A 24,674-nucleotide genomic window follows, 5' to 3' on the forward strand; every position below is an offset into this window, starting at 1 on the left:
AACCTCAGACCTCCTTGCAGAACTCGCCGATGGGCAGGCCCACATGGCGCTTGTCGGCGGCCAGATAGCCGAGCAACTCGTCGCCCGTCTGCAACTCGGTGACATTGAGGACCTTTCCGCCCGGGCCGAGCACCCGTACGTGCCAGTCGTCCTGCACGGTCAGGCTGACCAGCCGGCCGTCCTCGGCGTGGGTACGGATCTCCAGCAGCGGCCGGGATTCGAGCTTCGCCCGCCCGACGACTACCCGGCGGGTGCGCCCGTCGGCGCCGACCGCGAGCAGTGCGCTGCCCGAGCCGACCTCGCTGAGGTAGCTGGTGCGGTTGTCGGGGCCGAGCGTGTACGAGTGCAGGGCGCCCGCGTTGACCCGGAACGGCCGGGTCGGCATGTAGGGCAGGGGGTGGGTCTCGCTGCAGCACAGCACGAACCCGGAGGAGTAGGAGCCGACGAGGATGCCCTCGTCCTCCTCGAAGTGCGAGCAGGTGTCCACGCAGACGCGGTCGCCGAGCCCGACGTGCCGGATGCTCTCCACGGTCAGGGTGGACAGCTCCAGCTGGGGCGTCGTCGCCTCCAACAGCCGTGCCAGCGCGAAGACCTCGTCGGCGCTGCGGGGCGTGAAGAGGATGCCGTCCGAGCCGCGTTCCAGCACGTCGAAGACGATGGCCGCCTCTTCCAGGCCGTCGACGACCGTCACCAGCTTGCCCTCGGCGGACTCGGCCGCGGCGAGCACGATCTCCAGGGGGATCTTGGTCGGGTCGGCGAAGTGGATGACCGTGTACGGCAGCACCATGGCGCCCGCGCACGACAGTTGGAGGGTGCGGTCGTCACGTACGTCGATGAACCCGGAGACCGGTGTGCCACCGGCGTCACCGGTGCGGGTGCCGGCACGGTGGTCGGCGGCGAGGGCGTCCAGCTGGTCCTGGGTGCCGAACCTCCGCAGGAGTATGTCGAATGCGGAGCCGGACGGAGAACTGCCGCTCACGGCAGGGGACTTGGCGTCCTTGTCCGCGGCCTTCGTCTCCTTGTCGCCGGACTTCTTCACGGCGGCCGGTAACGGTAACGGTGCCGGAGTCGGAGCCGGGCCGCCGCCCTCGGAGACCAGTACCCGGGTGACAGTCGGGGGCAGGGTCCCGAGCAGTTCGGCGTCGGCGGCCACGACACCCGCCATCCGGGCGTGGATTGCCGCGTCCACCACCGCCTGGAGCTGCGGACGGGGGACCTCACGCAGATCGATCCATGCGAACCTCATGCCACTCCTGCCACGATCGTCGAGTAATTGGCCATACGCATGTCACCGCTGATGCCGTCGTTGCCGATGCCGGTGTTCCCGCCGTGCACGACCGCCGAGAGCCGGGACACCAGTGCGGCGGGCGTCGGGGAGGAGAAGATCCGGCGGCCGATGGCCAGGCCCCGGCAGCCGGCCGCCATCACCGCCGTGCCGTATTCGACCAGGTCGGAGCCGTCCGGTGGTCCGCCGGCCGCGAGGACGGGGATGGGGCTGTTCGCCACCACCTCGGCCATGCGCTCGATCGGCAGGGCGACGGAGGTCTTCACGATGTCCGCGCCCAGGTCCGCGGCGACGTTGGCCAGGTGGGAGAGGAGGGCCGGGTCGCGCGGGTCCTCGATCCGGGGGCCGCGCGGATAGACCATCGCGATCAGGGGCATGCCCCACGCGTCGCAGGAACGGGCCACCGCCCCCAGATCGGCCAGTTGCCGTGCCTCGGTGTCCGAGCCGATGTTCACATGGACGCTGACCGCGTCCGCGCCGAGCGTCAGCGCCTCCTCGACATCGGCGACCAGTACCTTGGCATGGACGTCGGCGGAGCAGGAGGTACTGGCGCTCAGGTGCACCACCAGCGCGCAGCTCTTCAGGATGTCCGGCGCGAAGGAGCGGGCGCGCCCCTTGTGGACGATGATCCCGTCGGCCCCGCCGGCCACCAGCGCCCGCAGCAGGTCGTCCCACTTGTCGGCGGCGACGATCGGACCGTCCGAGACGCTGTGGTCGAGCGGGACGAGCAGATGCCGGTCGTCACCCGCGAGCGAAAGCCTTCTCAAGCGTAATTGCTTGCCCGTTTTCAGCATGGGAATTGTGATTCTCCGTGTCCGAAAATCGATGGTTGTAGAACTTTCAAGTTAAGCGATCACGAGCATTCTCGTGTGGCTGTCGGTTGGCAAGGTGCAATCGCCGGTAAATTTTTATACGGCGGACAGCATGATTATTGACAGCGGATTGACAGGTTACGTGGGGTTGACTGCGCCGGGGCGTACTGTTCGTGTGCTCTATGCGCGTTGGGGCGTTCTGCCCCCGCCTGCGAATGAGCTTCTTGTCGAAATTGAATTTCGATGATTAGGGTGACTCTCCTTCCTGCTTTTTCGCTCAGGATTCGGAAGTGCCCCCCCATGCCCGAATTGCCGACACTGCACGCGTCCCCACCGCGGGCAGCGAAGATGGAGGCCCCGAAGGTCGCCGTCGCGAGCCTGGTCGGCACGACGATCGAGTAGTACGACTTCGCCGTGTACGGCACCGCCTCCGTGTTTCGATGTGTGCTCTGGTCTGAGCCGAAGTGGGTCGCGAAATACGCACGGAGTCGCACTCAGGCTAGGAGTTTCCGATTGGCTACTCACCGTTACAAATCCAGGTCCATGCGATACGGATTGGTAATGGCATCGCTGGGGCTGATGACCGCCGGGGCCGCGATATCCGCCCCGGCGGCATCGGCCGCCGTCTCGACCGCGGCCCTTCGGGGTGCTGATTCCGGGCGATGTCTGGACGTCCCCGGCGGAAAGACCGAGAACGGCACCGAACTCACGCTGTGGGACTGCAACGGGGGTAGTAACCAGCAGTGGTCGTACGACACGACGACCAAAGCGCTGGGCGTTTATGGAAGCAAATGCCTGGACAGCGAGAGCGACAGCGCGGTCAACGGCGTGGCCGTGCTCGTACGGGACTGCACGGGCGGCACCACCCAGCAGTGGGACGTCGTATCCGGGGGGACCGTCAGGAACGTCGGTCTGGGCCTCTGCCTGGACGCGGCCGAGCTGGGTGTCGCAAACGGGACTCCGATCCAGCTGTGGTCCTGCAACGGCGGCGGAAACCAGCAGTGGAGCGGAATCACACCCGCCACGCCTGCCGACACGACGGGCATGACGTCGCTGGAGAAGCAGGCGTTCGACACCGTCAACGCGCAACGGACCGCCAACGGCTGCGCGGCCCTGGTGGTCGATGCGAGCCTGCAGAAGGCCGCCCACGACTATGCGGCCGAGATGGTGCGGACCCACAACTTCTCGCACACTTCGGCGAGCGGAAAGAGCCCCACCGACCGGGTCAAGGACGCCGGATACACCCGGGGCGGCGTCGGCGAGAACATCGCGATGGGTTTCGAGGGCGACCCGAACGGCGTGGTCAACAACGCGACCTACGGGTGGATGAGCAGTTCCGGCCATCGCGCGAACATCCTCAATTGCGGCTACACCAGGACCGGTATGGGATACGACTCGGGGAACATCGACCCGAACTACGCCGACGGTTCCTGGGTGCAGGTATTCGGCTGAAGCCTGTGCCTGTGCCGATGCCGATGTGAGGTGACTGGTCCGCGCCGGGCCGCCGATGCCTTCCCGAGGGCGACCCGGCAGGTGCGCGCCGCATCCCACGAAGGCCGCTCCGACCGCCGTCGTGGTCGTGCTTTCTTGAGTACGTCCACTGGGCGGCGGCGGCGGCCGGCGCGGCCACGGCCAGTGTGGTGACCCGTGCCAGGTGCCGGTTCGTCCGCGCTCCGCGCGGCGGTGCCTTCCCCATGTCCGACTCCCCTGCCGTCCGTGTCGCCCCGCGCACTTCTCGCGGGGCCCGGTAGCCCACTCTGCTGCCCCGGAGGGCAGCACCGCCTCGGCCGAACGGCCGGAACCCGCAGACCGGAACCGCCTCTGTACTGGCCGAACGGAGGAGGCGGGGCTCGTGCGGAGAGGCGCACACTGACATCTCGTCAGAAACCCGTCGGACGTATTTCCAACCCGATGCCACCTCCGTCCGTCTCTAGGCCCGAGCCGTCGGGAGTACGTGCGACGGCTCCTGTCCGATGTCGAGGTGTCAGGAGTTCAGGTGCAGTTACGTGCGAGACCGACACGTGCGGTTGTGGCGGCGGGGGTGGCCTCGACGGCTCTTCTGCTGGCCGGTGTCCCGGGTGCGGAAGCCCAGGACACGAGCGGCGCCGGTACTACGGTCGAGGCGGCCGAGACGTCCAAGCCCGCCAAGGCGTCCGGTACGGCCAGGGCGGTGAAGACGGTGACCCTGGTGACGGGTGACCAGGTCATGGTGGACGGCGCCGGAAAGGTCACCGGCGTGGTCCGGGGCGAGGGCCGGGAGAAGGTGGCGTTCTCCGTCCGGGACGTCGGCGGTCACACCCGGGTCGTGCCCGGTGATGCCGAACTGCTGCTGGCGCAGGGCAGGTTGGACGCCCGGCTGTTCGACGTGACCCAGCTGGTCGCGGACGGCTATGACGACGCGGGGCGTGGTGACGTACCGCTGATCGTCACCTTCAGGGGCAAGAAGGCGCCCTCGATGTCCCCGTTCACCGGGGCGGGGGCGAAGGTCGGCCGGGCGTTGCCGGTGGTCAACGGCAAGGCGATACGGCCCGTGAAGAAGCGCGGCGCCGACTTCTGGAACGCCGTGACCGGTAGTGACGGAAAGGCCGACGAGGCAGCGGAGTTCACCGCCTCGACCGCCGTCGAGAAGGTGTGGCTGGACGGCAGGCGAAAGGCCAGCCTCGACAAGAGCGTGCCGCAGATCGGCGCGCCGACCGCCTGGGCCGCCGGCTACGACGGCACCGGCGTCAAGGTCGCCGTGCTCGACACCGGGATCGACACGACCCACCCCGACCTCGCGAGCCAGGTGGTGGCCGAACAGGACTTCAGCGGATCGTCGGGCACCGGCGACAAGTTCGGCCACGGCACGCATGTGGCGTCCACGGTGGCAGGTACGGGCGCCAAGGCCGGGGGCAAGTACAAGGGCGTCGCCCCGGGGGCCAAGATCCTGAACGGCAAGGTCCTCGACGACAGCGGCTTCGGCATGGACTCCGGGATCATCGCGGGCATGGAGTGGGCGGTGGCCCAGGGGGCCGCGGTCGTCAACCTGAGCCTCGGCGGCGAGGACATGCCCGGCATCGACCCGATGGAGGAGACGGTCAACAGGCTCTCCGCCGAGAGCGACACCCTCTTCGTCATCGCGGCCGGAAACGAGGGAGAGGGCGGCGAGAGCACGGTCGGCTCGCCCGGCAGCGCGGACGCCGCGCTCACCGTCGGCGCGGTCGACAAGTCCGACGCTCTCGCCGACTTCTCCAGCCGGGGCCCGCGCGTCGGTGACGGTGGGGTCAAGCCCGATCTGACCGCGCCCGGCGTCGACATCACGGCCGCCTCGGCCCCCGGCAGCATCCTTGAGGGGGAGTACCCCTCCGACATACCCGGCTACCTCACCATCAGCGGCACCTCCATGGCGACCCCGCATGTCGCGGGCGCCGCCGCACTCCTCGCCCAGCAGCACCCCGACTGGACCGGCGAGCGCCTCAAGGCCGTCCTCACCGGCTCGGCCAAGCCGGGCTCGTACAGCTCCTTCCAGCAGGGCACCGGGCGCACCGACCTGGTCCGGGCGCTGGACCAGAGCGTCATCACCGAGCCGCAGCCGCTCGACTTCGGTCTCCAGCAGTGGCCGCACGGCGACGACACCCCGACGACCAAGCAGGTGACGTACCGCAACCTCGGTACCGAGCCGGTCACCCTCGACCTGTCCGTCGACGCCCTCTCGGTGGACGGCAAGCCCGCCGCCCAGGGCATGTTCACCGTGTCGCCGCAGCGGGTCACCGTCCCGGCGGGCGGCACGGCGAGTGCCTCCGTCACCGCCGACACCCGAGTCGGCGGCGTCGACGGCTCCTTCGGCGGCTCGGTGCAGGCCACCTCGACCGACGGCAAGATCCAGGTACGCACCGCCGTCGGCGTGGAGCGCGAGGTCGAGTCGTACAGCCTGACGCTGAAGCACCTCGACGAGAACGGCGCGCCGACCGGCGACGCCGCCACCTCCCTCTCCGACCTCGGCAGCGACTTCTACGCCGACTACGCCGACGAGCAGGACGGCGAGCTCACGGTGCGGCTGCCGAAGGGCGACTATGCCCTCAGCGGGGTGATCCACCCGTCCTACGAATCCGCCACCCACGCCATCCTGGTGCAGCCGAAGCTGACCCTGGACCGGGACACCACCTTCACGGTCGACGCCCGGCAGACGCGGCCGGTCGCGGTCACCGTGCCGGACGCGGCGGCGGAGAACACCGAGGCCACGGCCTACTTCAGCTACGCCCGCGGCGAGGGCCTGCGCCCGGGCCGCATGGAGTTCATCCTGCCCACCTTCAAGGGCACGACCTTCGGACAGCTCGGACCCGAGCCGTCCGCCGGCCAGACGCCCGCCGTGTTCGCCGGCGACTGGACCCGCGAGGATGCCGAGGGCCGGCCGGTCACCTACCACCTGGGCTGGAACCGCCCCGGCGGCCTGGACGGATTCACCGCCGAGGTGCGGAAGAACCAGCTCGCCAAGGTCGCCGTGCAGGTCGGCGTGCCCGTCGCCGGGAGGCGCGTCCAGTTCGAGGTGACGCCGCACACCCCCGACGGTGACCTGATCCGCACCAACTACGACCTGCGGGGCGACCTGCCGCTGCGCACCACGGACTACGTCCTCGACAACGACGTCAAGTGGTCCTTCCGCGCATGGCAGATGTTCGGCGAGGGCCACGACTCGCACTCCGAGACCTTCCTGATGCGGATGCCGAGGACCTGGCAGGCTGGTCACAACTACACCGAGCGGTTCAACGTCGGCGTCTTCGGCCCGACCCTGCCCGCCGCGGGCGACCTCGGACCGGAGCGGGGACTCCCCGGCGTCGTGCGGTACGGGAACGTCATCAGGGCCTTCACACCGCAGTTCGGCGACGGCGCCGGACACTGGGGCCTCAGCGAATACACCTCGGTGACCGGCTCGCTCCAGGCGGACGGCAAGGAGATACCCGACGAATACGGCATCTCGCCGATCGACCTCACCGAGTACACCGTTCCCGCCCAGGACAGCGCGTACAAGCTGACCGTGGACGCGTCCCGTGATCCCGCGGTGTACCCGGTCAGCACCCGCGTCCGTACGGAGTGGACCTTCCGCTCCGCCACCACCCCCGAGGACGCGAACACCACCCTCCCGCTGTCGGTGGTCCGTTTCTCGCCCGACCTGAGCCTGTCCAGCACGGCGAAGGCGGGCAAGCGGTTCACGGTGCCCTTCACCGTCGAGGGCGCGGCGGCCGGAAAGAAGCCCGCCAAGCTCACCTTCGAGGTCTCGTACGACGACGGCGCCACCTGGCAGCACGCCAAGGCCGTCGGCGGTACGCACCTGGCGCTGACCCACCCGGCCACCGCGGGCTCCGTCTCGCTGCGGGCGAAGCTGACCGACCGCGCCGGCAACACACTGGTCCAGACGATCGAACGCGCCTACCTCACCACCAAGTAGCTCTCCGGAAAGCGCGTCGAGTCCCGTTCCGGGCGGTGTCACCCACCGCCCGGAACGGGACTCTTCGTCGTTCCACCGCCGTTCCACCGCCGCTCCATCGTCGTCCCACAACTGTCTCTCCGGTCACGCGAGTTCACGGGTTCCCATTCACCGCGAGCGGGGATAGCCATAGGGTGCGGCCACAGGTCGCGGGGACCGGCGACGGGGGGAACGCCACGTGTTCATGTCCCGATGGAGTGCGTCCGGGGCCAGAGCGCCTTCACTCGGACGCATCGCACTGCTGTGCCTGATCCTTCTCCTCGTGGGCAGCTCCTGGGGGCAGGACCGCGTGGAGGGTTTGTACCTGGACCACTCCGAGAGCGGGCCGACGCGGTGGCTGGTCGTGGGCGCGTACGTCCCGAGTTGGTACTTCTCCACCGACGCGTCCACCGACGCGTCCACCGACGCGTACATCGACGAAGTCGGCTCGAGCATGCGGGTCGTGCAGAACATCAGCGTCGTGCTGCTGCTCGTGGCACTCGCCTGGGTACTGGCGCGGTCGCGGCCCCCGGGGGTGGCCGGCTGGATCCGCTGCCTCGTCGCGGGTGTGCTGGTGTCGGAGATCGTGGCCCTGCTGCGGTGGTGGATGCTCGACACCTTCGTCGACGGACTGACCCTGTCGACCGCCGGACTGCGCGAGGAAGTCACGAACGCGGCCCTCTCCTTCGGCCTGATGGCCGGTGTCCTGCTCGCCCTCCTGACCATCGGGCTGCCGCGTGTACGCGTCAACACGTCAGTCGGCGCCACCAAGTCGCTGTTCCGTCCGAGAAAGGGAGATGCCGCCATGACGACCCCGCAGGCGCACATGCCGGTCGGGAGCATGCCGGGTGATGTCACCCGGTACCTGTGCGCCGGGGCCTACGTCGACGAGGGCTTCGCCGACCGGGTGGTGGAGGGTGTGCTCGCCGACGAGGCCGGCGCCGTGGCGCCCTCGCCCGATGTCGACCTGGTGGCGGTGGCCCGCCACTGCCTGGCGGCGCAGGACCTCCGTCGCGACCGCGACCTGCGGCTGACCGGGGCGTTCGCGGTCGTGGCACTGTTCGCACCGCTGTGGCTGCTGTTCCCCGCGGTGCTCCTGGCCGCCGTCACAGCGGCGAGCCGCCCGCGCCCCAGCCGCGCCACCCGTGGCCAACGCCAGCCCGGCAGCAGGGTGTTGATGGGTACGGGGTTCACCGCGACCGTGGTGGTGCTCTGCGCCTTCCCCTTCGCCATCGGCATCGCGGCACTGCCCGTCTCCGGCCTCGCGAGCTGGCTGTTGGGCGCCTACCTGGCCGGGGTACCGGCCGTACTCGCGTCCGTCGGCGCGACGCTCTTCGCGTACGCGACGGTCGTGCGGCACGATCTCGCCGTCGACAGGCTGCTGCGCACCACCATGACCCGCGAGACGTTCACCCGGCAGCCCCCGCCGTCCGTGCCCCGGCGGGTGTGGATCGCCAGACGGCTGGCGGTCCTCAAGGAGGCACGCGACGGCAACGTCACCGTGTACAGCGGCTTCTCACCGTTCGTCGGTTACGCCAAGGCCGCCTCCAACTGGTCGCTCGCCGTGCCGCTCCTGCCCGCCGACGACACCCCCGGCAAGAGGTCGCGCCCCGCCGAGCCGGAGGCGTTCACCGTCGTCGAACTCGTCGACCACGTACGCGAACAGCTCCGCGCGGTCGCCGTGCACGGCGGTCTCAACGGGACGGCGGACGCCACCTCGGCGGACCTCCGCTCCCTCACCGTCGAGGACCGAATCTTCGTGGACGGTACGACCATCGGCGACGACCCCCGGTTCATGTCGACCACCGGCCTGTCACCGGCCGCGCGGCTGTCGGCCGAGGAGATCCAGGAGATCGTGCTCCGTCCGACCGGCGCGGTCCGTCACCATCTGGCGGTCCACGTACCGCTGTGGGGCGGCGACGTGGTGCCGAGCGTGTTCCTGCACTTCTCGACCGAGGGCAGGACCCTGCACCTGCAGTGCGGCAACCATGTGCTCGGTCCGGTGGCCGCCGCCTACCACGTGGTGGACCGACTGCGTGACCCCCTCACCCCCGAGCGGCAGCGCGGGCTGCTGACGGACGCTCTTCCCCGTACCCGCCCGGCGTTCTTCGGGGCCCCCTCCCGCGCGCTGCGCCAGGCGCGTTTCGAGGCCAGGCGCACCCGGCGGATGGTGGACGAACTGACCGCCCTGGAGCAGGACCCGGTCTTCGACTACGGCGCTCGGCTGAGCGTGAGAGAGATGGCGCTGAGCCCCAGCTACCACAACTACTTCCAGGTGGTGGACGCCGGACGGATCACGTCGGCGGTGGAACGCCACACCCTCGCCGCGATCCGGGAGTTCCTCGACGCGCGCGGCTACGACATCACCGACTTCCGCAGCCAGCAGCAGACCATCCTCAACCAGGGCCTCATCCAGCAGGGCGGTACGAGCATCATCGGCAACCAGGCGATCGGCCCGGGTTCCAGCGCCACCCAGAACGTCACGCGGAAGACCGGCCCGGCCGCCACCGCCGGCGCCGAGAAGTAGCCCCAGATGACCGGAAGGCAGGGATTCGCGATGAGCAGCGCTAGCGGCAGCAGCAGTAGCGGTAGCAGTGAGGTCGGCCGTCCGGAGCCGCCCGTCCGCCCCGAGCCGCCTGTCAACAACGGCCTGGTGATCAACGGCGGTACGCACTACGTGGGCAACCAGGCGATCGGCCACCGCGCCCAGGCGTTCTCCGGTTCGGTCGGCTTCCAGCCGCAGGGCGCGGAGCAGGCCGCCGCCCGGATGACCGAACTCCTCGTCCAGGTCGAGCAGTTGCTCGCCCAACACCGCGAGGCGCTGGCCGACCCCGAGGCCACCACCCGGGAACTGCGCCGCCTGCGGGAGGAACTCGACGAGGAGGAGCCGGAGCCGACGGTCCTGCGACGCGCCCTTGACCGCCTGACCGAGTTTGTCCAGCCGGTGACCCCGCTGGTACTCGCGGTAGGGGAACTCGCGCAGACGGTACGGGGGGCTCTGAGCGTCTGACGGCCCTGGTGCCGACGCGCCGGCCTCCACCGTGTCGGCACTCGGGCGACCTTCGCCGCGGCCCGGGAGCCGGACTGCGGCGAGCGAGAAGGCACGGCCGACGACATCCGTCGCTGGACGACCACCCGGCGGCGGCCCACTCGGTCCGCGCCCGCCACAACGCGCTGGACCCGGACCTGGACCCGGACGTGTACTTCGCCGCAGCCGCAGCCGCAGCCGCAGCCGCAGCCGCAGCCGCAGCCGCAGCCGCAGCCGTGGACGCGGCACCGGCCGCCGACTACGCCACCGACGCGATCCGCACCCTTGACCGGCGCGATTCCCGGACCGTACGACCCTTGAGCCGGCACAGGGCGTTCCGGGTACTGCCCGACGTGCCCGACGACCCACCGCTCCGACGCTGTGGGCGGGTCCCCGTCGGACCTGTCGGACTCGTCGGACGGTGGGAGTGGTTCGGCGTCGGCCGAGGGCGTGGGACGTGGTGCGTTTCCCGCCGGGGGAGATGCGCGGACCGGAGCCCGCGCCCGTACCCGCGCCCGTACCCGTACCCGGAGGGTCCGGCGACCACCGGTCGTGCCGTGACGGTGCTCGCCCCACCGGTGATGGCACTGGCCGGGACGCACTCCTGAACCGGCTCCGCGGCGCGACCGGTACTCGTACCAGTACCGCGACCGGTGGTGGCGAAGACGAACAGCCGCAGGACCAGGAAGCGGCCGAGGCCGGCGAGGCCGGAGGCGCTGAGGTAGACGATCTGCTCGGTCAGGGCCGAGGGCGACGACTGGACCAGGTGCAGCAGGAGCATCGCCGCGCAGGTCACCACGTACGCCACCGCCGCCGAGCCCGCCGACTGCCAGTGTTCGCGTCTGCCGGCGCGGCGACCCGCCCCGAAGGTGAAGCGGGCGTGCAGCTCGGTGCAGAGAAGGGTGGAGGCGACGGTGATCACCGCGTTCGCCAGTCCCCAGGGCATCGACAGGGCCAGCAGTGTCACAGCGAAGCTGGAGAGGACACCGACACCCCCGCCGCACACCACGAACCGGGCGAAGGAGGCGAGCGGGCCGGGAGCGGCCGGGGCCACCGGGGTCCGGGACGCTTCGTCCATGGCGGGTCTCCATCCGCTCCGTACGCGCAGGATCAATGTCTGCGACGTGAACTTGCTTGACTTACTCAAGTATATCGAATTGCTTGAGTTACGCAAGCAATACCGGGTTGGGTGTTGCAGGGATCACGGCCCATCCGCCGCAGCTCGCGCAGGAGGGCGGAAGGCGGACGGGGCGCGGAGGGGGAGAGCGCTGACGGGGACGCGGACAGGGGCGGGGGCGGGGACGGGGACGCGAAGAAGCCGCCGCCCGCGGGTGCGGGTGGCGGCCTCGTCGCGTGTTCGTCGGCTGAAGGGACGGGACGTATGCCTACGCCTTGATCGCGGCGACCTCCGCACCCTCCGGCGACTCGACCGGGCTGTCGGACGCGGTCCCCTTCGTCTCCTCGCGTCGGCGCGGGATGAAGGAGGCGAGGAAGAAGGCCAGCAGGGCGGCTCCGGCGCCGATGGCCATGACGACCTTGAAGCCGTTCTCCGAGGGCAGTGCCACGCCGCCGAAGTCGGTGGTCATCTGGGCCAGGATCACGCCGGCGAGAGCGCTGGCGAAGGAGGTGCCCAGGGACCGCATCAGGGTGTTGAGGCTGTTGGCGGCACCCGTCTGGGTGGGGTCCACGGCGCCCATGATCAGGGCGGGCAGCGCACCGTAGGTGAAGCCGATGCCGGCGCCGATGACGCAGGACACGAGGACCAGGTGCCAGACCTCGGACATCAGGAGGAGGTTCAGGCCGTAACCGCCGGCCACGATCAGCGCGCCGATCATCAGGGTGACCTTCGGGCCCTTGGCCTTGGTGACCTTCGCGGACACGGCGGACATGACCATCATGACCAGGCCCTGCGGAGCCAGCACCAGGCCGACGGTCAGCATGGACTTGCCCAGGCCGTAGCCGGTCGTCCCGGGCAGCTGGAGCAGCTGCGGCAGGACCAGGGACATCGCGAACATCGAGAAGCCGAGCGCGATCGAGGCGAGGTTGGTGAACAGGACCTGCGGGCGGACGGTGGTGCGCAGGTCGACCAGCGGCTGCGGGCTGCGCAGCTCCCACCAGCCCCAGGCCAGCAGGATCACGACGGCGGCGACGCCCAGGCCGAGGGTCGTGGCGCTGGTCCAGCCCCAGTCGCCGCCCTTGGAGACGGCCAGCAGCAGGGACATCAGACCGGCCGCGAGGCCGAGCGAGCCGACCAGGTCGAACCGGCCACCGGCGCGCACCTTCGACTCCGGCACGATCAGCACGACGAGTACGAGGGCGACGACGCCCAGGGCCGCGGAGACCCAGAAGAGGATGTGCCAGTCCCAGTTGTCGGCGATGAACGCGGCGCTGGGCAGTCCCAGCGCACCGCCGACACCGAGCGAGGCGCTCATCAGCGCGGTGGATCCGGCCAGCCGGTCGGCGGGCAGTGCGTCACGCATGATGCTGATGCCGAGCGGTACGACCGCTGCCGCGAGGCCCTGCAGGGCGCGCCCGATGATCATCGGGACGAGGGAGTCGGCCAGCGCGCAGACCACCGAACCGGACACCAGCAGCACGATGCTGACCAGCAGCATCCGGCGCTTGCCGAACATGTCGCCGAGCCTGCCCACCACCGGTGTGGCGACGGAGGCCGCGAGCAGGGTGGCGGTGACCGCCCAGGCGGTGTCGGACGCCGGGGCGTTCAGGAGCTTCGGCAGCTCGGGGACGATCGGGATGACCAGAGTCTGCATCAGCGAGACGACGATCCCGGCCAGGGCCAGTACCGCCACCACGGCGTTCGGCCTCGGCGGAGCGGATTGTTCCGCTCCGGCGGGACGGGTAAGGGCGTTGGACATGGCGTCGGTCCTCCGTGGGGCGAGTCGTGGAATCGAGCGTCGAGTCGGGTACCGGATCGAGTGCTGAGTCGAGTACCGAGTCGAGTACTGAATCGAGTCGAGCATCAAATTGCTTGACTTACGCAAGCATAAAGAGGATTGCTTGACTTACGCAAGTTCAATGAGAGGGGGGTGTGGTGGTCTGCGTCACAGTGGGGCCTGCTCGGCCTGGAGGGGCAGCTCGGCGACGACTCCGAAGCCGCCCTGGCGTCGCTGCTCCGCACGGAAGTGTCCGCCGACGGACTGGGCCCGTTCCCGCATGCCGATGAGGCCGTAACCGCCGCTCGCGCAAGGGGAGTCGGACGAGCTGGACGGGCCGGGTCTCCTCCCCGGTCCCTCGTCGGTGACGGCCAGGACGACGCCGGCCGCCGAGTAGGTGAGCCGCACCTCGGCGGAACGGGCGGCGGCGTGCTTGGTGACGTTGGTCAGGGCCTCCTGCACTATCCGGTACGCCGTGAGGTCCACCCCGGCCGACAGTGGCCGCGGTTCCCCTTCCACGGTGACGGCGACGGTGAGCCCGGCGTGCTGGAAGGAGGCGGCGAGCTCGGGCAGCCGGGCGAGTCCGGGAGTGGGTTCCATGGGTGGGTCCAGGTCGTCGGACTGCCTCAACAAGCCGACGGTGGACTTGAGTTCGCGCAGGGCCGAGGAGGTCGTGCCGGTCAGTTCGGCGACGATCCGCGCCGCCTCGTCGGGCCGGGCGGGCAGCTGACGGGCGACGGCGCCGGCCTGGAGGTTGGCCAGGACCAGGTGGTGGGCGACGACGTCGTGCAGGTCGCGCGCGATCCGCATCCGCTCCTCGGCGACCCGGCGCCGCGCCTCCTCCTCCCGGGTGCGTTCCGCGTGCTCGGCACGGGCCCGGACCGCCTCCAGATAGTCCCCGCGCAGTCGGGTCGCGGTCCCCAGTGAGGTGGGCAGCAGCAGCCAGGCGGCGGGACCGACCAGCTTGAGGACCAGCGGTTCCCCGGCGGGACCGACGAACAGCGCCGTGCCGACCATCAGGACGATGCCGCCGCAGGTGAGGGAGTTGGCGGTCCTGCGGTCGGTCCGCAGGGCCAGCGAGTGGAGCGCGACCATGAGCGGCCCCAGCAGCAGAACCGAGAGAACGTGGCCCATTCCCACCATGACGGTGGCGCAGAGGGCGGTTACCACCACGGTGGTTCGGGGCCGGCAGCGGTGCCACAGCAACGCCAGGCAGGAGACGCCGGTCAGCAGCGCGCCGGGCCACCACTGAAGCTCCGGGCCGCCCGGCAACGTGACGAGACTGCCGGGAAAGGAACAGGCGAAGACGGCGGCGGCGACAGCGGCGTCGACGGGGCCGGGATGCGCCACGGGTTCGGGATGCCCTACGGGGCTTGGGCGGCTGCGCAGTTGCCGCTGCAGGCTGCTGATCATGGGGGAGCGGTCCCTGTGCGCTAGATAATATTGCTTGACTCAGGCAAGCATAAAAGAGTTACTTAAGTCAAGCAACCTTCTTGATCGTTTGGCGTCGCCACCTCAGCCGGAAAAGTTCAGCCCGAAAAAGTCCAACCCGGAAAAGTTCAGCCCGGAACGCTCAACCGAAAGTGCTCAGCAGTGCTCAACCGGGAATATCGGGCTCGTACGGGTGCCGCCCCCACTCGGAGTCACCGAGGGGATAGTTGTACGCGGGCCGCCCCACGTTCCCGCTGGTCCGGAACGGGTTGCCCCTGTCGTCGACGCGTATGACGCCCTGCTCGTCGCCGCTGGACCAGTCCAGCTCCAGGTACCAGCTCACGTTGTGGGTCCGGGCGTCGGCGAAGACGTAGAAGACCTCGGGGTCGGACTCGCTCACCTTGTACGGGAAGTCACGCTGCCCGGCCTTGGTCGAGACCGAGGGCCGCCCGGCATCGAGATCCACTGTGAACGACGTCGTCTGCACTTCACCACCGCACCCGACCCCCATCGCGTAGTCGTTCCAGGCGAGCGGCGCGCTCTTCTCCACCACCCGCACATGCAGCGCCTCCAGGACTACCGTCGCCTTCCCGGTGCCCTGCACGGTGAGCGCGAGCATCTGCTGCCCGCCGGTGATCCCGCCGAGCGCGGTGACCCACCCACGGGCGTCCGGCTCGGTCGGCGGCGGTGGCACCTGCTCCGGCTTCTGGTCGATCAGGTAGTGGGCGCTGCACGGCCCCTCCCACTTGTACGGGTTGACGGCCACGTTGGGCGCGCCGGCCCCGTCCGCGGAACCGTCGCCCTGCGCCACCGCCTCGCCCCCACCGCTCCGGGAGGCGGAAGCGGAGGCGGACGGGGAGACGGACAGGGAGGGGGAGGGGACAGCCGAGGGCCCTGCGTCGCGTGAGGCGGACGGTGTCGCCGATCCGCCCTTCGCGGTGGCCGACACGGAGGCGACCGGACTCCGGCCGAGCGGCGCGGAGCCCCCGGCCCCCGCGGACTGCTTACCGCTCCGGTCGTCGTCCCCCTTGCCGGGTACGAGATTCACCACGAGCGTGGCCGCGGCGACAGCGGCGACCACAGCGGCCCCGGCAAGCGCGACGGTACGCCGACGCCGAGCCGGGGAGGCCCCCGCCGCCCCGGTCGCCAACCCGGCGGCCTCGGTCACCAACTCCGCTGCCGATGCCTGCTGTTCCTCCCCGGCGGCCCCGACGGTCAGGACGGTCTCGGCCGTGGCGGCGGGCGGGGCTGCCTCGGTAGACGCAGCCGCAGCGGAGGAGGCTTCCTCCTCCGGCGGAGCCCCGCTCGTCTTCTGTTGCCTTCGCATGGCATCCGCGAGGATCCACCGGCGATGCAGCTCCACCAGTTCCTCGGGCGTCGCCCTGCACACCCGGGCGAACCGCTCCACGGGTGCGTAGTCCGTCGGTACGGCGTCCCCGTTCACGTACCGGTGAAGCGTGGACGCACTCATGTGCAGTCGCTTCCCCAGCACTCCGTAACTGAGCCCGGACCGTTCCTTCAACCGGCCCAGCAGCTCCGGGAACTCGTCCCCCGTCACCGTTCCTCCATCTCTCCGCGTCCCGGACAACCGTTCCAGGCGACAGTCGTTCCCCCAGGTCAGGGGGGTATGAGCGTTCCAGCGTTCCGGATGTCCCGGCGTTTGTGGCGGCTGGGACGGATCACGGAACAAGCTCTGGCCATCCAAGCACGCCGCTTCCGGATCCCGGTCAAGTGGCCTGCGTACAGAGCCGTTTGACATCCCGTCAATCGTCGATCGCGTCAATCGCACCAGGGGAATCACATGTCCGCACGTACCGCCCGCACCCGCCTGCTCGCCGCCGCCGCACTCACGGCGGTCACTCTGACTCTGACGGCGTGCAGCAGCGGGGAGGGCGCTCACGACGAGGGAGCCGCGACGGGGTCGCCGTCCGTCTCGTCCACCGCGTCCGACTCCTCGTCCACGACCGGTGGAACGTCGACGGAGGCCGGACAGGCCGACGCCAAGAACTCGACGGGCAGCACCGGAAACACGGGCAGCACCGGCAGCACCGGTTCGAGCGGGACGACGGGCTCCACAAACGCGTCCGGCTCCACCGGTTCCTCGGGCTCGACGGGCTCGAACGCCTCCCAGCCCGCCTCCGACTCCGATTCCGTCCGCTCCCCCTGCTCGCCCGCCTCCACCCGGACGACCGCCACGGTGGTCTCCCGCCCGCTGAACCACCTTCTCCTCACCGTCACCAACACCGGCTCGAAGAACTGTGACCTCGTCGACTACCCGGCCCTTCGGTTCGGTGACGCGCAGTCCGTCCCGCCGGTCGTCGAGGAATCCAAGCCGCAGGCCGTGGTCACACTGGCCCCCGGTGAGTCGGGCTACGCGAGCGTCCTCCTCTCGATGGCGGACGGCAGCGGCTCGAGCGGCTACACGGCGAAGACCCTGGGGGTCTACTTCAACGTAGAGAGCCCGAGCGCCGCCCACCCCGCGCTCCCCGCGAAGGGCGTGTACGTCGACAGCTCGATCAGCGTCTCGTACTGGCAGTCGGACATGGGCGACGCCCTGGCCTGGTGACACCGCGCCTCATGGGCACCCGGCCACCGCGGTGACCCCAGACACCGCCACCTCGTCGCGCCCCGACCCGGGCGGACCAGTCGTACGAGCCGCAGGTCGGGCCGTGCGGCGAGGACCTACCGGGTCGGGCGTCATGTGGAGGGAGGTGGGTGTCGGTCCTGTCAGGCTCGGCCGCACACTCTCGCGTGAAAGTATGATTACGCCCTCTGTCGGCGTCGGGCTCTTCAACGGGCCGTAGATCAAGGGCTGTTGGGGGAATCCCCGATTCCTGGAGTGCTGTGCCGTGCCGTGACACTGCTGACCGGCACAGTCCCGCAGTGGCGGAAAGGAACCCACGGTGTCCGACGAAGGACGGCTGGTCGCCGGCCGGTACCGCCTCCTCGACCGCATCGGCCGAGGCGGTATGGGCACCGTCTGGCGCGCCCACGACATCGTCCTCGGCCGCCAGGTCGCCGTGAAGAAGCTCCACCCCCAGCCCCACCTCAGCGAGGACGAGCTGGCCACTCTCCACGAGCGCACCCGTCGAGAGGCCCGCAGCGCCGCCCGGATCAGCCACCCCAACGTCGTCGTCGTCCACGACGTGGTGGACGACGAGGGCCTGCCCGCCATCGTCATGGAGTACGTGCCCTCCCGCACCCTCGCCGACCTGATCGAAGCGCACGGCCCGGTCTCGCCCGCCGAGGCCGCCAGGATCGGCCTCGGCGTCCTGGCCGCGCTGCGGGCGGCGCACCGGGCAGGGGTCCTGCACCGGGACGTGAAGCCCGCCAACGTGCTGCTCGCCGAGGAGGACCGGGTGGTCCTGACCGACTTCGGTATCGCCCAGGCCTCCGACACCTCGACTCTCACCGTCACCGGCCGACTGGTGGGGTCGGTCGACTTCATCGCCCCCGAGCGCCTCGCCGGCGGCAGACCGGGCCCGGAGGCCGACTTGTGGGCGCTGGGCGCGACGCTCTTCCAGGCGGTCGACGGCCACTCACCGTTCCTCCGGGACACGGTGTCGGAGACCATGTACGCCATCGCCCTGGGGCCGCTGCCCGAAGTCCGTCACGCCGGACCACTCGCCCCGCTGATCCAGGGTCTGATCGCCACCAAGCCCGACGAGCGCCTGTCGGCCGAGGAGGCCGAACGCCTCCTGCGAACGGCAGCCGCCGAAGGACCCGCCTCCGTCGCGGTGCCCGCCGCACCCACCGTGCCCGCCGCGAACGTGGGTCCCGGTACGGCTCCGGAGCCGATACCGGCGCGGGATCCGGCTGGTGGTCCTGAGCCGGATCACGGAGAACGAGTGGCGTCGACCGCCGGGGCGGCCCCGGACGGCACGGCGGCCACCTCGGCCGGTCGGCGGCGGTCGCAGCCGCAGTCGCGCCCGGGCCGCTGGAAGAAGCCGGTGGTGATCGGCACAGCGGTCGCCACGGCACTGCTGATCGCGATCCCGCTGCTGATCACACTGACGGCGGGCAAGGGCAGCCCGGGCGCCACGGCACCGGCCGGCACACGCGTGACGGCCGACGGGTCCGCGCCGCAGAGCCCGAGCCCGTCCGGATCCGTGACGCCCGCTTCCGTCTCCTCCCCGTCGAACTCCCCGGGTTCCGACGCCACGTTGCCGACGACTCCGCTCCCCTCCTCGTCGAAGTCGGCATCAGGGGCCGCGAAAGTCGATACCGGCACGAATCCCGGAGCCGACGACACACCCACGAGGAGCGAATCCGACTCCTCGACCTCCCGGACCGGCCATGCCCTGGTGGTCGCCGCCTCGGGGAAGTGCCTGAGCAGTGGCGACGGGACCGAGGGGACGCAACTGTTCCAGGCCGCGTGCGACGGCTCTACGGCGCAGCGGTGGCTGACCGGGTCCGGGACCATCCGGTCGGCGGGCAAGTGCATGACCGTGGCCGGGGGAGCGACCGACGACCGCACCGCGATCCAACTGGCCGACTGCGACGGCCGGGGCAGCCAGCGGTTCAGCCTCAGCGGTACGGAACTGCTGGCAGGGCAGTCCCAGAAGTGCGTCGACATCTTCGGCGGCGCGTCCGGCACGGCGGCGGTCCTCTGGGAGTGCAACGGCAGGGACAACCAGACCTGGACACTCGGCTGACCGACCGCCGGCGCCTGTCGCGTTCGGCGGCGGCATGCCACCAGCCGGGCGGGGACAGGCCGACGACTTCGGCGGTGGGCTGGTCGGGATGCGGTCCGAGCCGCCGTCCAGTACGTCCGCCCGGACACGGATGTCGAACCAGCCGTGCCAGCGGCCGTGAGGCCCGATGCCGCAGGCAGGTCCCCAGCGGATCTCGTCCTGTTCGAAGGGCATCCAGTCGATGCCGCGGTCGCGCAGTCAGGCGCGCGCGGCGGCCATCGGCCGGAGGCGGCGGCGGTGGCGGCGGCGGTCGTCCATAGGGCCCGGGCCCGTCCGGCGGTGGCGTCGCTTGTCCGTGATCGAGGCCGCCGTATGCCCCTCATGCCGGGGGATACGCCCCGATCGGGATGTCTTCATCCCGTCGGCCTGGGTACCCGAGTCTGTGCGGAAGACCGCCAATGCCGCCAACACCTCGAATAAGGAGGAATGCATGAGCACGGTCAAGGAAGTAGTGGACGTGGAAGTTCCCGTACACACCGCCTACAGCCAGTGGACTCAGTTCGAGGAGTTCCCGAAGTTCATGGAAGGCGTCGAGGAGGTCAAGCAGCTGGACGAGAGGCACAACCACTGGACCACCAAGATCGGTGGGGTGAAGCGCGAGTTCGACACCGAGATCGTCGACCAGCTCCAGGACGACCGGATCACCTGGCGTTCCGTCGGCGGCGACACCCACCAGCGCGGTTCGGTCCGGTTCGAGCGTCTCGACGAGACGCACACCCGCGTGGAGCTGACGATGGAGGTCGAGCCCACCGGCATGGTCGAGAAGGGCGCGGACGCGCTCGGCATCATCGACCGCCGTGTCAAGGGCGACCTGCACCGCTTCAAGGACTACGTCGAGGAGCACGGCGGCGAGACGGGCGCCTGGCGCGGACGCATCCGCCCCGGAGACGCGGGTGCCACCGAGACGCCCGGTACCACCAGGACGCCTGGAACGCCTGGGCCCACTGGAACGACCCGTATGCCCGGTGCTCCCAACACTCCCGGTACCCCCGGTACTGCTGGGGCCCCTGGGACGACCGGCATCCCCGGCAGTCCCCACACCCCTGGTACCTCCGGTACCCGTGGCACGCCGGGCACTCCCGGCACCCCCGGTCCGCTCATCTGAGCATTGAGGCCTGGATTCAGAGGCCCGGGTTCTGAGGCCTGAGTCCTCCTCCACCCCGATGGGCGCCGTACGCGGCGCCCATCGGTCTGTCCTCCTCCGGTCCTCCTCCGCGCGACGCTAGGCCGAGCGCCGCCGCCGCTCACCTGCTGTCGGCCCCGCTGCCGGCCAGTCCCCGCGCAGGCCGGTGGCGCCCTCGCGCCAGGCGCCGAGCAGCCTGTCCGCGAGGCGGTTCTCGAGGTGGGCGGTCGCGTGGATGCCGAACACCACGTCGGCGTCCAGATGCGGTTCGCCCTCCAGGAGTCCGCCGACGACGTCGTGCCGTACGACCTGTTCGTGCACCGCGTCCGCCGTCACGTGCTCGGTGTAGAACCGCTCGGCGGCCGGGCCGGCGCCCACGCGGCGCATCGCCTCGGCGAGGCGGCGCGAGCCCGGGGACGAGGTCACCTCGACGGCCGCGAAGTGCCCGACGAGCGCGGCGCGCAGCGCGCGGTGCAGACCGAACAGGGACATCAGGTTGACGGTGGCGAGCATCTCGGCCGGCGCCGCGTCGACGTAGTGCCCGTACGTGGTGTCCAGCCGCAGGTCCGCCATGAGGTCGGCGAACAGCTGCGCGTGGATCTCGTCGGCCCGGCCCCCGCCGAACTCGTCGAACTCCACGGCGACCATGGCCGCCTTCGCCCGGCCGTGGAGCCGGGGGATGACCCAGGCGTGCGGGTCGGCTTCCTTGAGGTGGTAGAGGGAGCGCGCCGCCGCGTACGCGCGCACATGATCGAGGGTGCCTTCGTCCCGCAGGAAGTACGAGACGCCGGTGCCGTCGTCGCCGACCGGTTCGAGCTGGAGATCGTCCAGCGCCTGTTCCGCCGTCTCCGCGCTGTCGATGGGCACGTCCCTGCGCAGTGCGCCCAGGAAGACCTCCTCCATCGCACCGCGGCAGGCCAGCAGACCGCTGTCCCACTCAAGGCTGTCGGGGACGTCCTGGAAGCCCTGGTAGTGCAGCTCGTAGAGGACGTAGAGGGAGAGTTGCAGGTCGTCGCCGTACGGGGAGCAGTTCTCGGGAGACGGGACGGGAAGCGGCGTACTCCCCGGGGCCGTTCCCCGCAGCCGGGCCGTCACCGCGGCGGAGAGCGGGCCACGCGGCTCGGGCAGCGGCGGGGGACGGAGCCGGGACTGCTGCCGGGTGAGGGAAGGGGCGGGGGCGGGGGCGCCGGTCATCAGGTCTTGTCCTCCTTCTCGGACGGTTTGCGGCAGCGGCGGCGGTGGCTGGTGTCGCACCAGGGGAAGTCGCGGCTGCGGCGGCAGGTGCAGATCGCCACGGTGAAGCGGTGCGAGACGGACACCTCACCGTCCTCGCCGACCACCTCGAGCGGGCCCTCGACGAGCAGGGGCCCGTCGCGCTGGACGCGGATCCGGCGTGGACGTTCAGGTGTGTTCGGCACGGATCACCACCAGCTCCTCGGTCGTTCCCTCGTCCGCCGTCAGTCCTTGCTGACGCAGCCAGGTGAGCCGGGAACGCAGCACCCGGCCGTAGGGCAGCAGGGCCCGGTCGACGACCTGCGCGCGCAGCCCGGCCTGCTCCAGGCGGGCCAGCGTCGCGTCGACGCCGCACAGGTGCGAGTGCACGATCAGCAGGGTCCCCTGCGGCCGGAGGACCGTCGGCGCGGTGTCGCAGATGCGGTCGATCAGCAGACGGCCGTCCTGGCCGGCGTCCCAGGCCCTGGCGAGGCCCCGGGGCGGCTCGGTGTCGGGGGCGGGCACGTAGGGCGGGTTGCTGATGACCAGGTCGAAGCGGCTGCCGGGTACGGCCGACGCCAGGTCGCCGTGGCGTACGCGCAGGGACTGTCCGTTCAGCAGGGCGTTCAGCCGGGCGGTGGCGAGCGCCCGCCAGGAGATGTCGACGGCGGTGACCCGGCCGCCGAGCCGGGCCGCCTCGACGGCGAGCATGCCGCTTCCGGTGCCCAGGTCCAGTACGTCCGCCCCCTCCGAGACGCCCTCGCGGTGGATCGCCCGCCGCAGGAGCCGGGTGTCGGTCTGGGGTGCGTACACGCCCCGGGGCACCCAGCAGCGGAGCCGGGGGGCGGCGCTGAGGGATTCGGCTTCGACTGTCATGGGAGCAGCGCCTCGGTGCGGGAGGGCTCAGGGGATTGCTTGAGAGTGCGGTTGTCGACAGGTGCTCGCACGATCGCTCCGACGTAGGGGGACAGACGGCTCACCGCGCGGACACGAGCCGGCAGTCCACCACGGGTACCCCCTGGCAGCAGACGTAACGGGCGAAAGGCGTGTCCATCCGCCTCCTGAGAGTCGACTCACCTGCTGAGGTCGACGAGGGCGCACGGTGGTTCGCCGTCCAGCTGGTGTTGTCCCGGACTTCACCTCGTCCGTCGGCTGGAGTATCGTCCTCGCGGTCCTCTCCGGGCGCGAACGCTTCCGGGAGCACTGCCGCGATCTGCCGCCGGACCCGGGAACTCTCCGAGTCCGGAACCTGGACCGTGATCCAGCCATCTTTACCTGTCGGGAGCCGCTGACAGGTCTCACACAGGTTGACTTTGTGGGGGAGAAAGCTGCCCATAAGGCGAAGCGAACGGGAACTCTTATATGCCGCCAGGAGTGTTTGAGCGAATACATCGCAGAACCGTGTTCTCGACGGTCTCGGTGTGGCGGCAACCCTCGGCGCGGCTCTGGGCCGTGGCGGGTGTGGTGGCTCTCGGGTTCCTTGTCGCGCTGGAGATCGCCGCGCGTCACTACGGCCTGCCGGGGCCGATCACCAACCAGGTGCGAGAGGTGATATTCGCGCCCAAATCGGGGCCCCTGCTGTACGCGAGCATGGCGTTGACGATGGTGGTGCTCACCTGGCGGGAACGGTTCATCGCGGTCGGCGTCGCCATCGGCATCGACGTCGTGCTGGTGCTGGTGCGGGTGGCGGCCGGCGCCAGGTTGGACGGCGGCCACTCCTTCGGCAACGGCGCCCTGTGGGTGATGCTGGGCTGCGCGGTCATCGCCGTCACGCGCCGCACCGGCCAGGAACGGCTCCTGTTGCTGAAGGGCGTCGGGCTGGGCCTGCTGCTGGTGGCCGGCCGCAAGGCGGGCGACACCTGGCTGCTGATCACGTCGAAGACCCGCCCGATGGTGCTCGACCAGTACGTGGCGACCGCCGATCACGCGCTGGGCGATCCGTCGTGGCTGGTGGGCCGGATGGTCAGGGCCACGGGCCCGATCGGCACCCATCTTCTCGACTGGGTCTACATCCAGCTCGCGGTCGCCGCGGTCTGCGTCGCGCTGTACCAGCTGCGCAACGTGGCCGCCGAAGGCCGTTTCCCGCGCCATCACGTGGTGCGCACCTTTCTGGCGATCGGCCTTCTCGGACCGGGCATCTACATGATCTTCCCGGTCGTCGGACCGGTCTTCGCCTACGGCTCCGGCGCCTTCGGCACCGGCGGCGGACACTGGGCGGTGGCCGACCTGTGGCCGAACACACCGCTGCCGATCACCACCCCGCACCCGATGCCGTACGACGGGATCACGCCCCGCAACTGCATGCCCAGCCTGCACACGGCGTGGGCCACCGTGATCTTCGTCCACTCCCGCAAGGGCCCACGGTTCCTGCGGTTCGCGGGCACGTTCTGGCTGGTCGCCACGCTCACCGCGACGCTGGGCTTCGGCTACCACTACGGCGCGGACCTCGTGGCCGGCGTGGTGTTCGCGCTGACGGTCGAGGCGGCTCTGCGCTCGCTCGCACGCGGCTGGGACCGGTCGGCGACCTGGCTGGTCGCCCACGGAGCGACGGTCTTCGCCGCGCTCCTGGTGTCGTATCGCTATCTGTCGACGGAGATAGCCGAACATCCGTGGGTGTTCGGGCCACTGATCATTCTGGCGATGCTCTCGGTGATCGACGGGTACGTACGGACCACCAGACGGTGGGAGCCGACACCCGCGGCGGCGCCGCGACCGGAACGGCGACTCGAACTGGTCTGAGGTACGGGCTACG

At 70.4% G+C, this 24,674-nt stretch carries 15 protein-coding genes and 3 pseudogenes; 9 read left to right on the plus strand and 9 right to left on the minus strand.

The genetic code is table 11. From position 1 onward, the window contains the following. Positions 1 to 4 precede the first annotated feature (4 nt). Positions 5 to 1,246, minus strand: coding sequence for a 3-dehydroquinate synthase II family protein (locus tag G3I56_RS09785; protein ID WP_164408483.1), 1,242 nt, complete (start codon positions 1,244 to 1,246; stop codon positions 5 to 7). Beyond that, positions 1,243 to 2,079, minus strand: coding sequence for a 2-amino-3,7-dideoxy-D-threo-hept-6-ulosonate synthase (locus tag G3I56_RS09790; RefSeq protein WP_164408484.1), 837 nt, complete (start codon positions 2,077 to 2,079; stop codon positions 1,243 to 1,245). Before G3I56_RS09790 ends, G3I56_RS09785 begins: the two co-directional genes overlap by 4 nt. Positions 2,080 to 2,658: 579 nt before the next feature. On the opposite strand from G3I56_RS09790, the gene G3I56_RS09795 reads away from it, so the two are divergent. The 5 genes and pseudogenes from G3I56_RS09795 to G3I56_RS43700 all read left to right on the plus strand — a co-directional run. After that, positions 2,659 to 3,549 (plus strand): ricin-type beta-trefoil lectin domain protein, encoded by an 891-nt coding sequence (locus tag G3I56_RS09795; protein ID WP_164408485.1) that lies wholly within the window; start codon positions 2,659 to 2,661, stop codon positions 3,547 to 3,549. 544 nt (positions 3,550 to 4,093) lie between these two features. Further along, positions 4,094 to 7,522 carry a S8 family serine peptidase gene (locus G3I56_RS09800; protein WP_164408486.1) on the plus strand — a complete coding sequence of 1,143 codons (3,429 nt, stop codon included), beginning with the start codon at positions 4,094 to 4,096 and terminating at the stop codon, positions 7,520 to 7,522. A 301-nt stretch (positions 7,523 to 7,823) separates the two neighbouring features. Continuing rightward, positions 7,824 to 10,067, plus strand: coding sequence for a hypothetical protein (locus G3I56_RS09805; RefSeq protein WP_343239914.1), 2,244 nt, complete (start codon positions 7,824 to 7,826; stop codon positions 10,065 to 10,067). 30 nt (positions 10,068 to 10,097) lie between these two features. After that, on the plus strand, positions 10,098 to 10,550 hold the full coding sequence (locus G3I56_RS09810) for a DUF5955 family protein (protein WP_239134790.1): 453 nt from the start codon (positions 10,098 to 10,100) through the stop codon (positions 10,548 to 10,550). Positions 10,551 to 10,657: 107 nt separating this feature from the next. After that, positions 10,658 to 10,942: pseudogene (locus G3I56_RS43700) on the plus strand (hypothetical protein); the annotation flags it as partial. Positions 10,943 to 11,226: 284 nt separating this feature from the next. Here the strand turns inward: G3I56_RS43700 and G3I56_RS09815 are convergent. The 4 genes and pseudogenes from G3I56_RS09815 to G3I56_RS09830 all read right to left on the minus strand — a co-directional run. Continuing rightward, positions 11,227 to 11,646: pseudogene (locus tag G3I56_RS09815) on the minus strand (GtrA family protein); the annotation flags it as partial. A 307-nt stretch (positions 11,647 to 11,953) separates the two neighbouring features. Then, positions 11,954 to 13,444: an MFS transporter gene (locus tag G3I56_RS09820; RefSeq protein ID WP_164408488.1), complete on the minus strand. Its 1,491-nt coding sequence runs from the start codon at positions 13,442 to 13,444 to the stop codon at positions 11,954 to 11,956. A 186-nt stretch (positions 13,445 to 13,630) separates the two neighbouring features. After that, complete coding sequence (locus G3I56_RS09825) at positions 13,631 to 14,875, minus strand: histidine kinase (protein ID WP_164408489.1); 1,245 nt, start codon at positions 14,873 to 14,875, stop codon at positions 13,631 to 13,633. A 184-nt stretch (positions 14,876 to 15,059) separates the two neighbouring features. After that, positions 15,060 to 16,451 carry a helix-turn-helix transcriptional regulator gene (locus G3I56_RS09830; RefSeq protein ID WP_343239915.1) on the minus strand — a complete coding sequence of 464 codons (1,392 nt, stop codon included), beginning with the start codon at positions 16,449 to 16,451 and terminating at the stop codon, positions 15,060 to 15,062. A gap of 243 nt (positions 16,452 to 16,694) precedes the next feature. Here G3I56_RS09830 and G3I56_RS09835 point away from each other — a divergent pair, with 243 nt between their 5' ends. The 3 genes and pseudogenes from G3I56_RS09835 to G3I56_RS09845 all read left to right on the plus strand — a co-directional run. After that, positions 16,695 to 17,459: a DUF4232 domain-containing protein gene (locus tag G3I56_RS09835; protein ID WP_164408491.1), complete on the plus strand. Its 765-nt coding sequence runs from the start codon at positions 16,695 to 16,697 to the stop codon at positions 17,457 to 17,459. A gap of 337 nt (positions 17,460 to 17,796) precedes the next feature. After that, on the plus strand, positions 17,797 to 19,548 hold the full coding sequence (locus G3I56_RS09840) for a protein kinase (protein WP_164408492.1): 1,752 nt from the start codon (positions 17,797 to 17,799) through the stop codon (positions 19,546 to 19,548). Between the two features lie 469 nt (positions 19,549 to 20,017). Next, positions 20,018 to 20,476 (plus strand): annotated as a pseudogene (locus G3I56_RS09845) (SRPBCC family protein); the annotation flags it as partial. Between the two features lie 333 nt (positions 20,477 to 20,809). Here the strand turns inward: G3I56_RS09845 and G3I56_RS09850 are convergent. The 3 genes from G3I56_RS09850 to G3I56_RS09860 are packed head-to-tail and all read right to left on the minus strand — an operon-like array spanning position 20,810 to position 22,798. Further along, entirely contained in the window at positions 20,810 to 21,904 is a 1,095-nt protein-coding gene (locus G3I56_RS09850; protein WP_164408494.1) for an iron-containing redox enzyme family protein, read from the minus strand. Further along, positions 21,904 to 22,128: a CDGSH iron-sulfur domain-containing protein gene (locus tag G3I56_RS09855; RefSeq protein WP_164408495.1), complete on the minus strand. Its 225-nt coding sequence runs from the start codon at positions 22,126 to 22,128 to the stop codon at positions 21,904 to 21,906. Before G3I56_RS09855 ends, G3I56_RS09850 begins: the two co-directional genes overlap by 1 nt. After that, positions 22,112 to 22,798, minus strand: a complete 687-nt coding sequence (locus G3I56_RS09860; protein ID WP_164408496.1) for a HemK2/MTQ2 family protein methyltransferase — start codon at positions 22,796 to 22,798, stop codon at positions 22,112 to 22,114. Before G3I56_RS09860 ends, G3I56_RS09855 begins: the two co-directional genes overlap by 17 nt. Before the next feature lie 486 nt (positions 22,799 to 23,284). Here G3I56_RS09860 and G3I56_RS09865 point away from each other — a divergent pair, with 486 nt between their 5' ends. Continuing rightward, the gene (locus G3I56_RS09865) at positions 23,285 to 24,661 is read left to right on the plus strand and encodes a phosphatase PAP2 family protein (protein WP_164408497.1); all 1,377 of its coding nucleotides are present in this window, start codon (positions 23,285 to 23,287) and stop codon (positions 24,659 to 24,661) included. Positions 24,662 to 24,674: the final 13 nt, after the last annotated feature.

It is taken from the genome of Streptomyces sp. SID12488 (genome assembly GCF_010548275.1).
Taxonomy (GTDB): Bacteria; Actinomycetota; Actinomycetes; order Streptomycetales; family Streptomycetaceae; genus Streptomyces.

Coding starts and splice junctions, on each gene's coding strand:
- G3I56_RS09785 (WP_164408483.1), bottom strand. CDS start 1,246: ATGAGGTTCGCATGGATCGATCTGCGTGAGGTCCCCCGTCCGCAGCTC.
- G3I56_RS09790 (WP_164408484.1), bottom strand. CDS start 2,079: ATGCTGAAAACGGGCAAGCAATTACGCTTGAGAAGGCTTTCGCTCGCG.
- G3I56_RS09795 (WP_164408485.1), top strand. CDS start 2,659: ATGGCATCGCTGGGGCTGATGACCGCCGGGGCCGCGATATCCGCCCCG.
- G3I56_RS09810 (WP_239134790.1), top strand. CDS start 10,098: ATGAGCAGCGCTAGCGGCAGCAGCAGTAGCGGTAGCAGTGAGGTCGGC.
- G3I56_RS09820 (WP_164408488.1), bottom strand. CDS start 13,444: ATGTCCAACGCCCTTACCCGTCCCGCCGGAGCGGAACAATCCGCTCCG.
- G3I56_RS09825 (WP_164408489.1), bottom strand. CDS start 14,875: ATGATCAGCAGCCTGCAGCGGCAACTGCGCAGCCGCCCAAGCCCCGTA.
- G3I56_RS09835 (WP_164408491.1), top strand. CDS start 16,695: ATGTCCGCACGTACCGCCCGCACCCGCCTGCTCGCCGCCGCCGCACTC.
- G3I56_RS09850 (WP_164408494.1), bottom strand. CDS start 21,904: ATGACCGGCGCCCCCGCCCCCGCCCCTTCCCTCACCCGGCAGCAGTCC.
- G3I56_RS09860 (WP_164408496.1), bottom strand. CDS start 22,798: ATGACAGTCGAAGCCGAATCCCTCAGCGCCGCCCCCCGGCTCCGCTGC.
- G3I56_RS09865 (WP_164408497.1), top strand. CDS start 23,285: ATGCCGCCAGGAGTGTTTGAGCGAATACATCGCAGAACCGTGTTCTCG.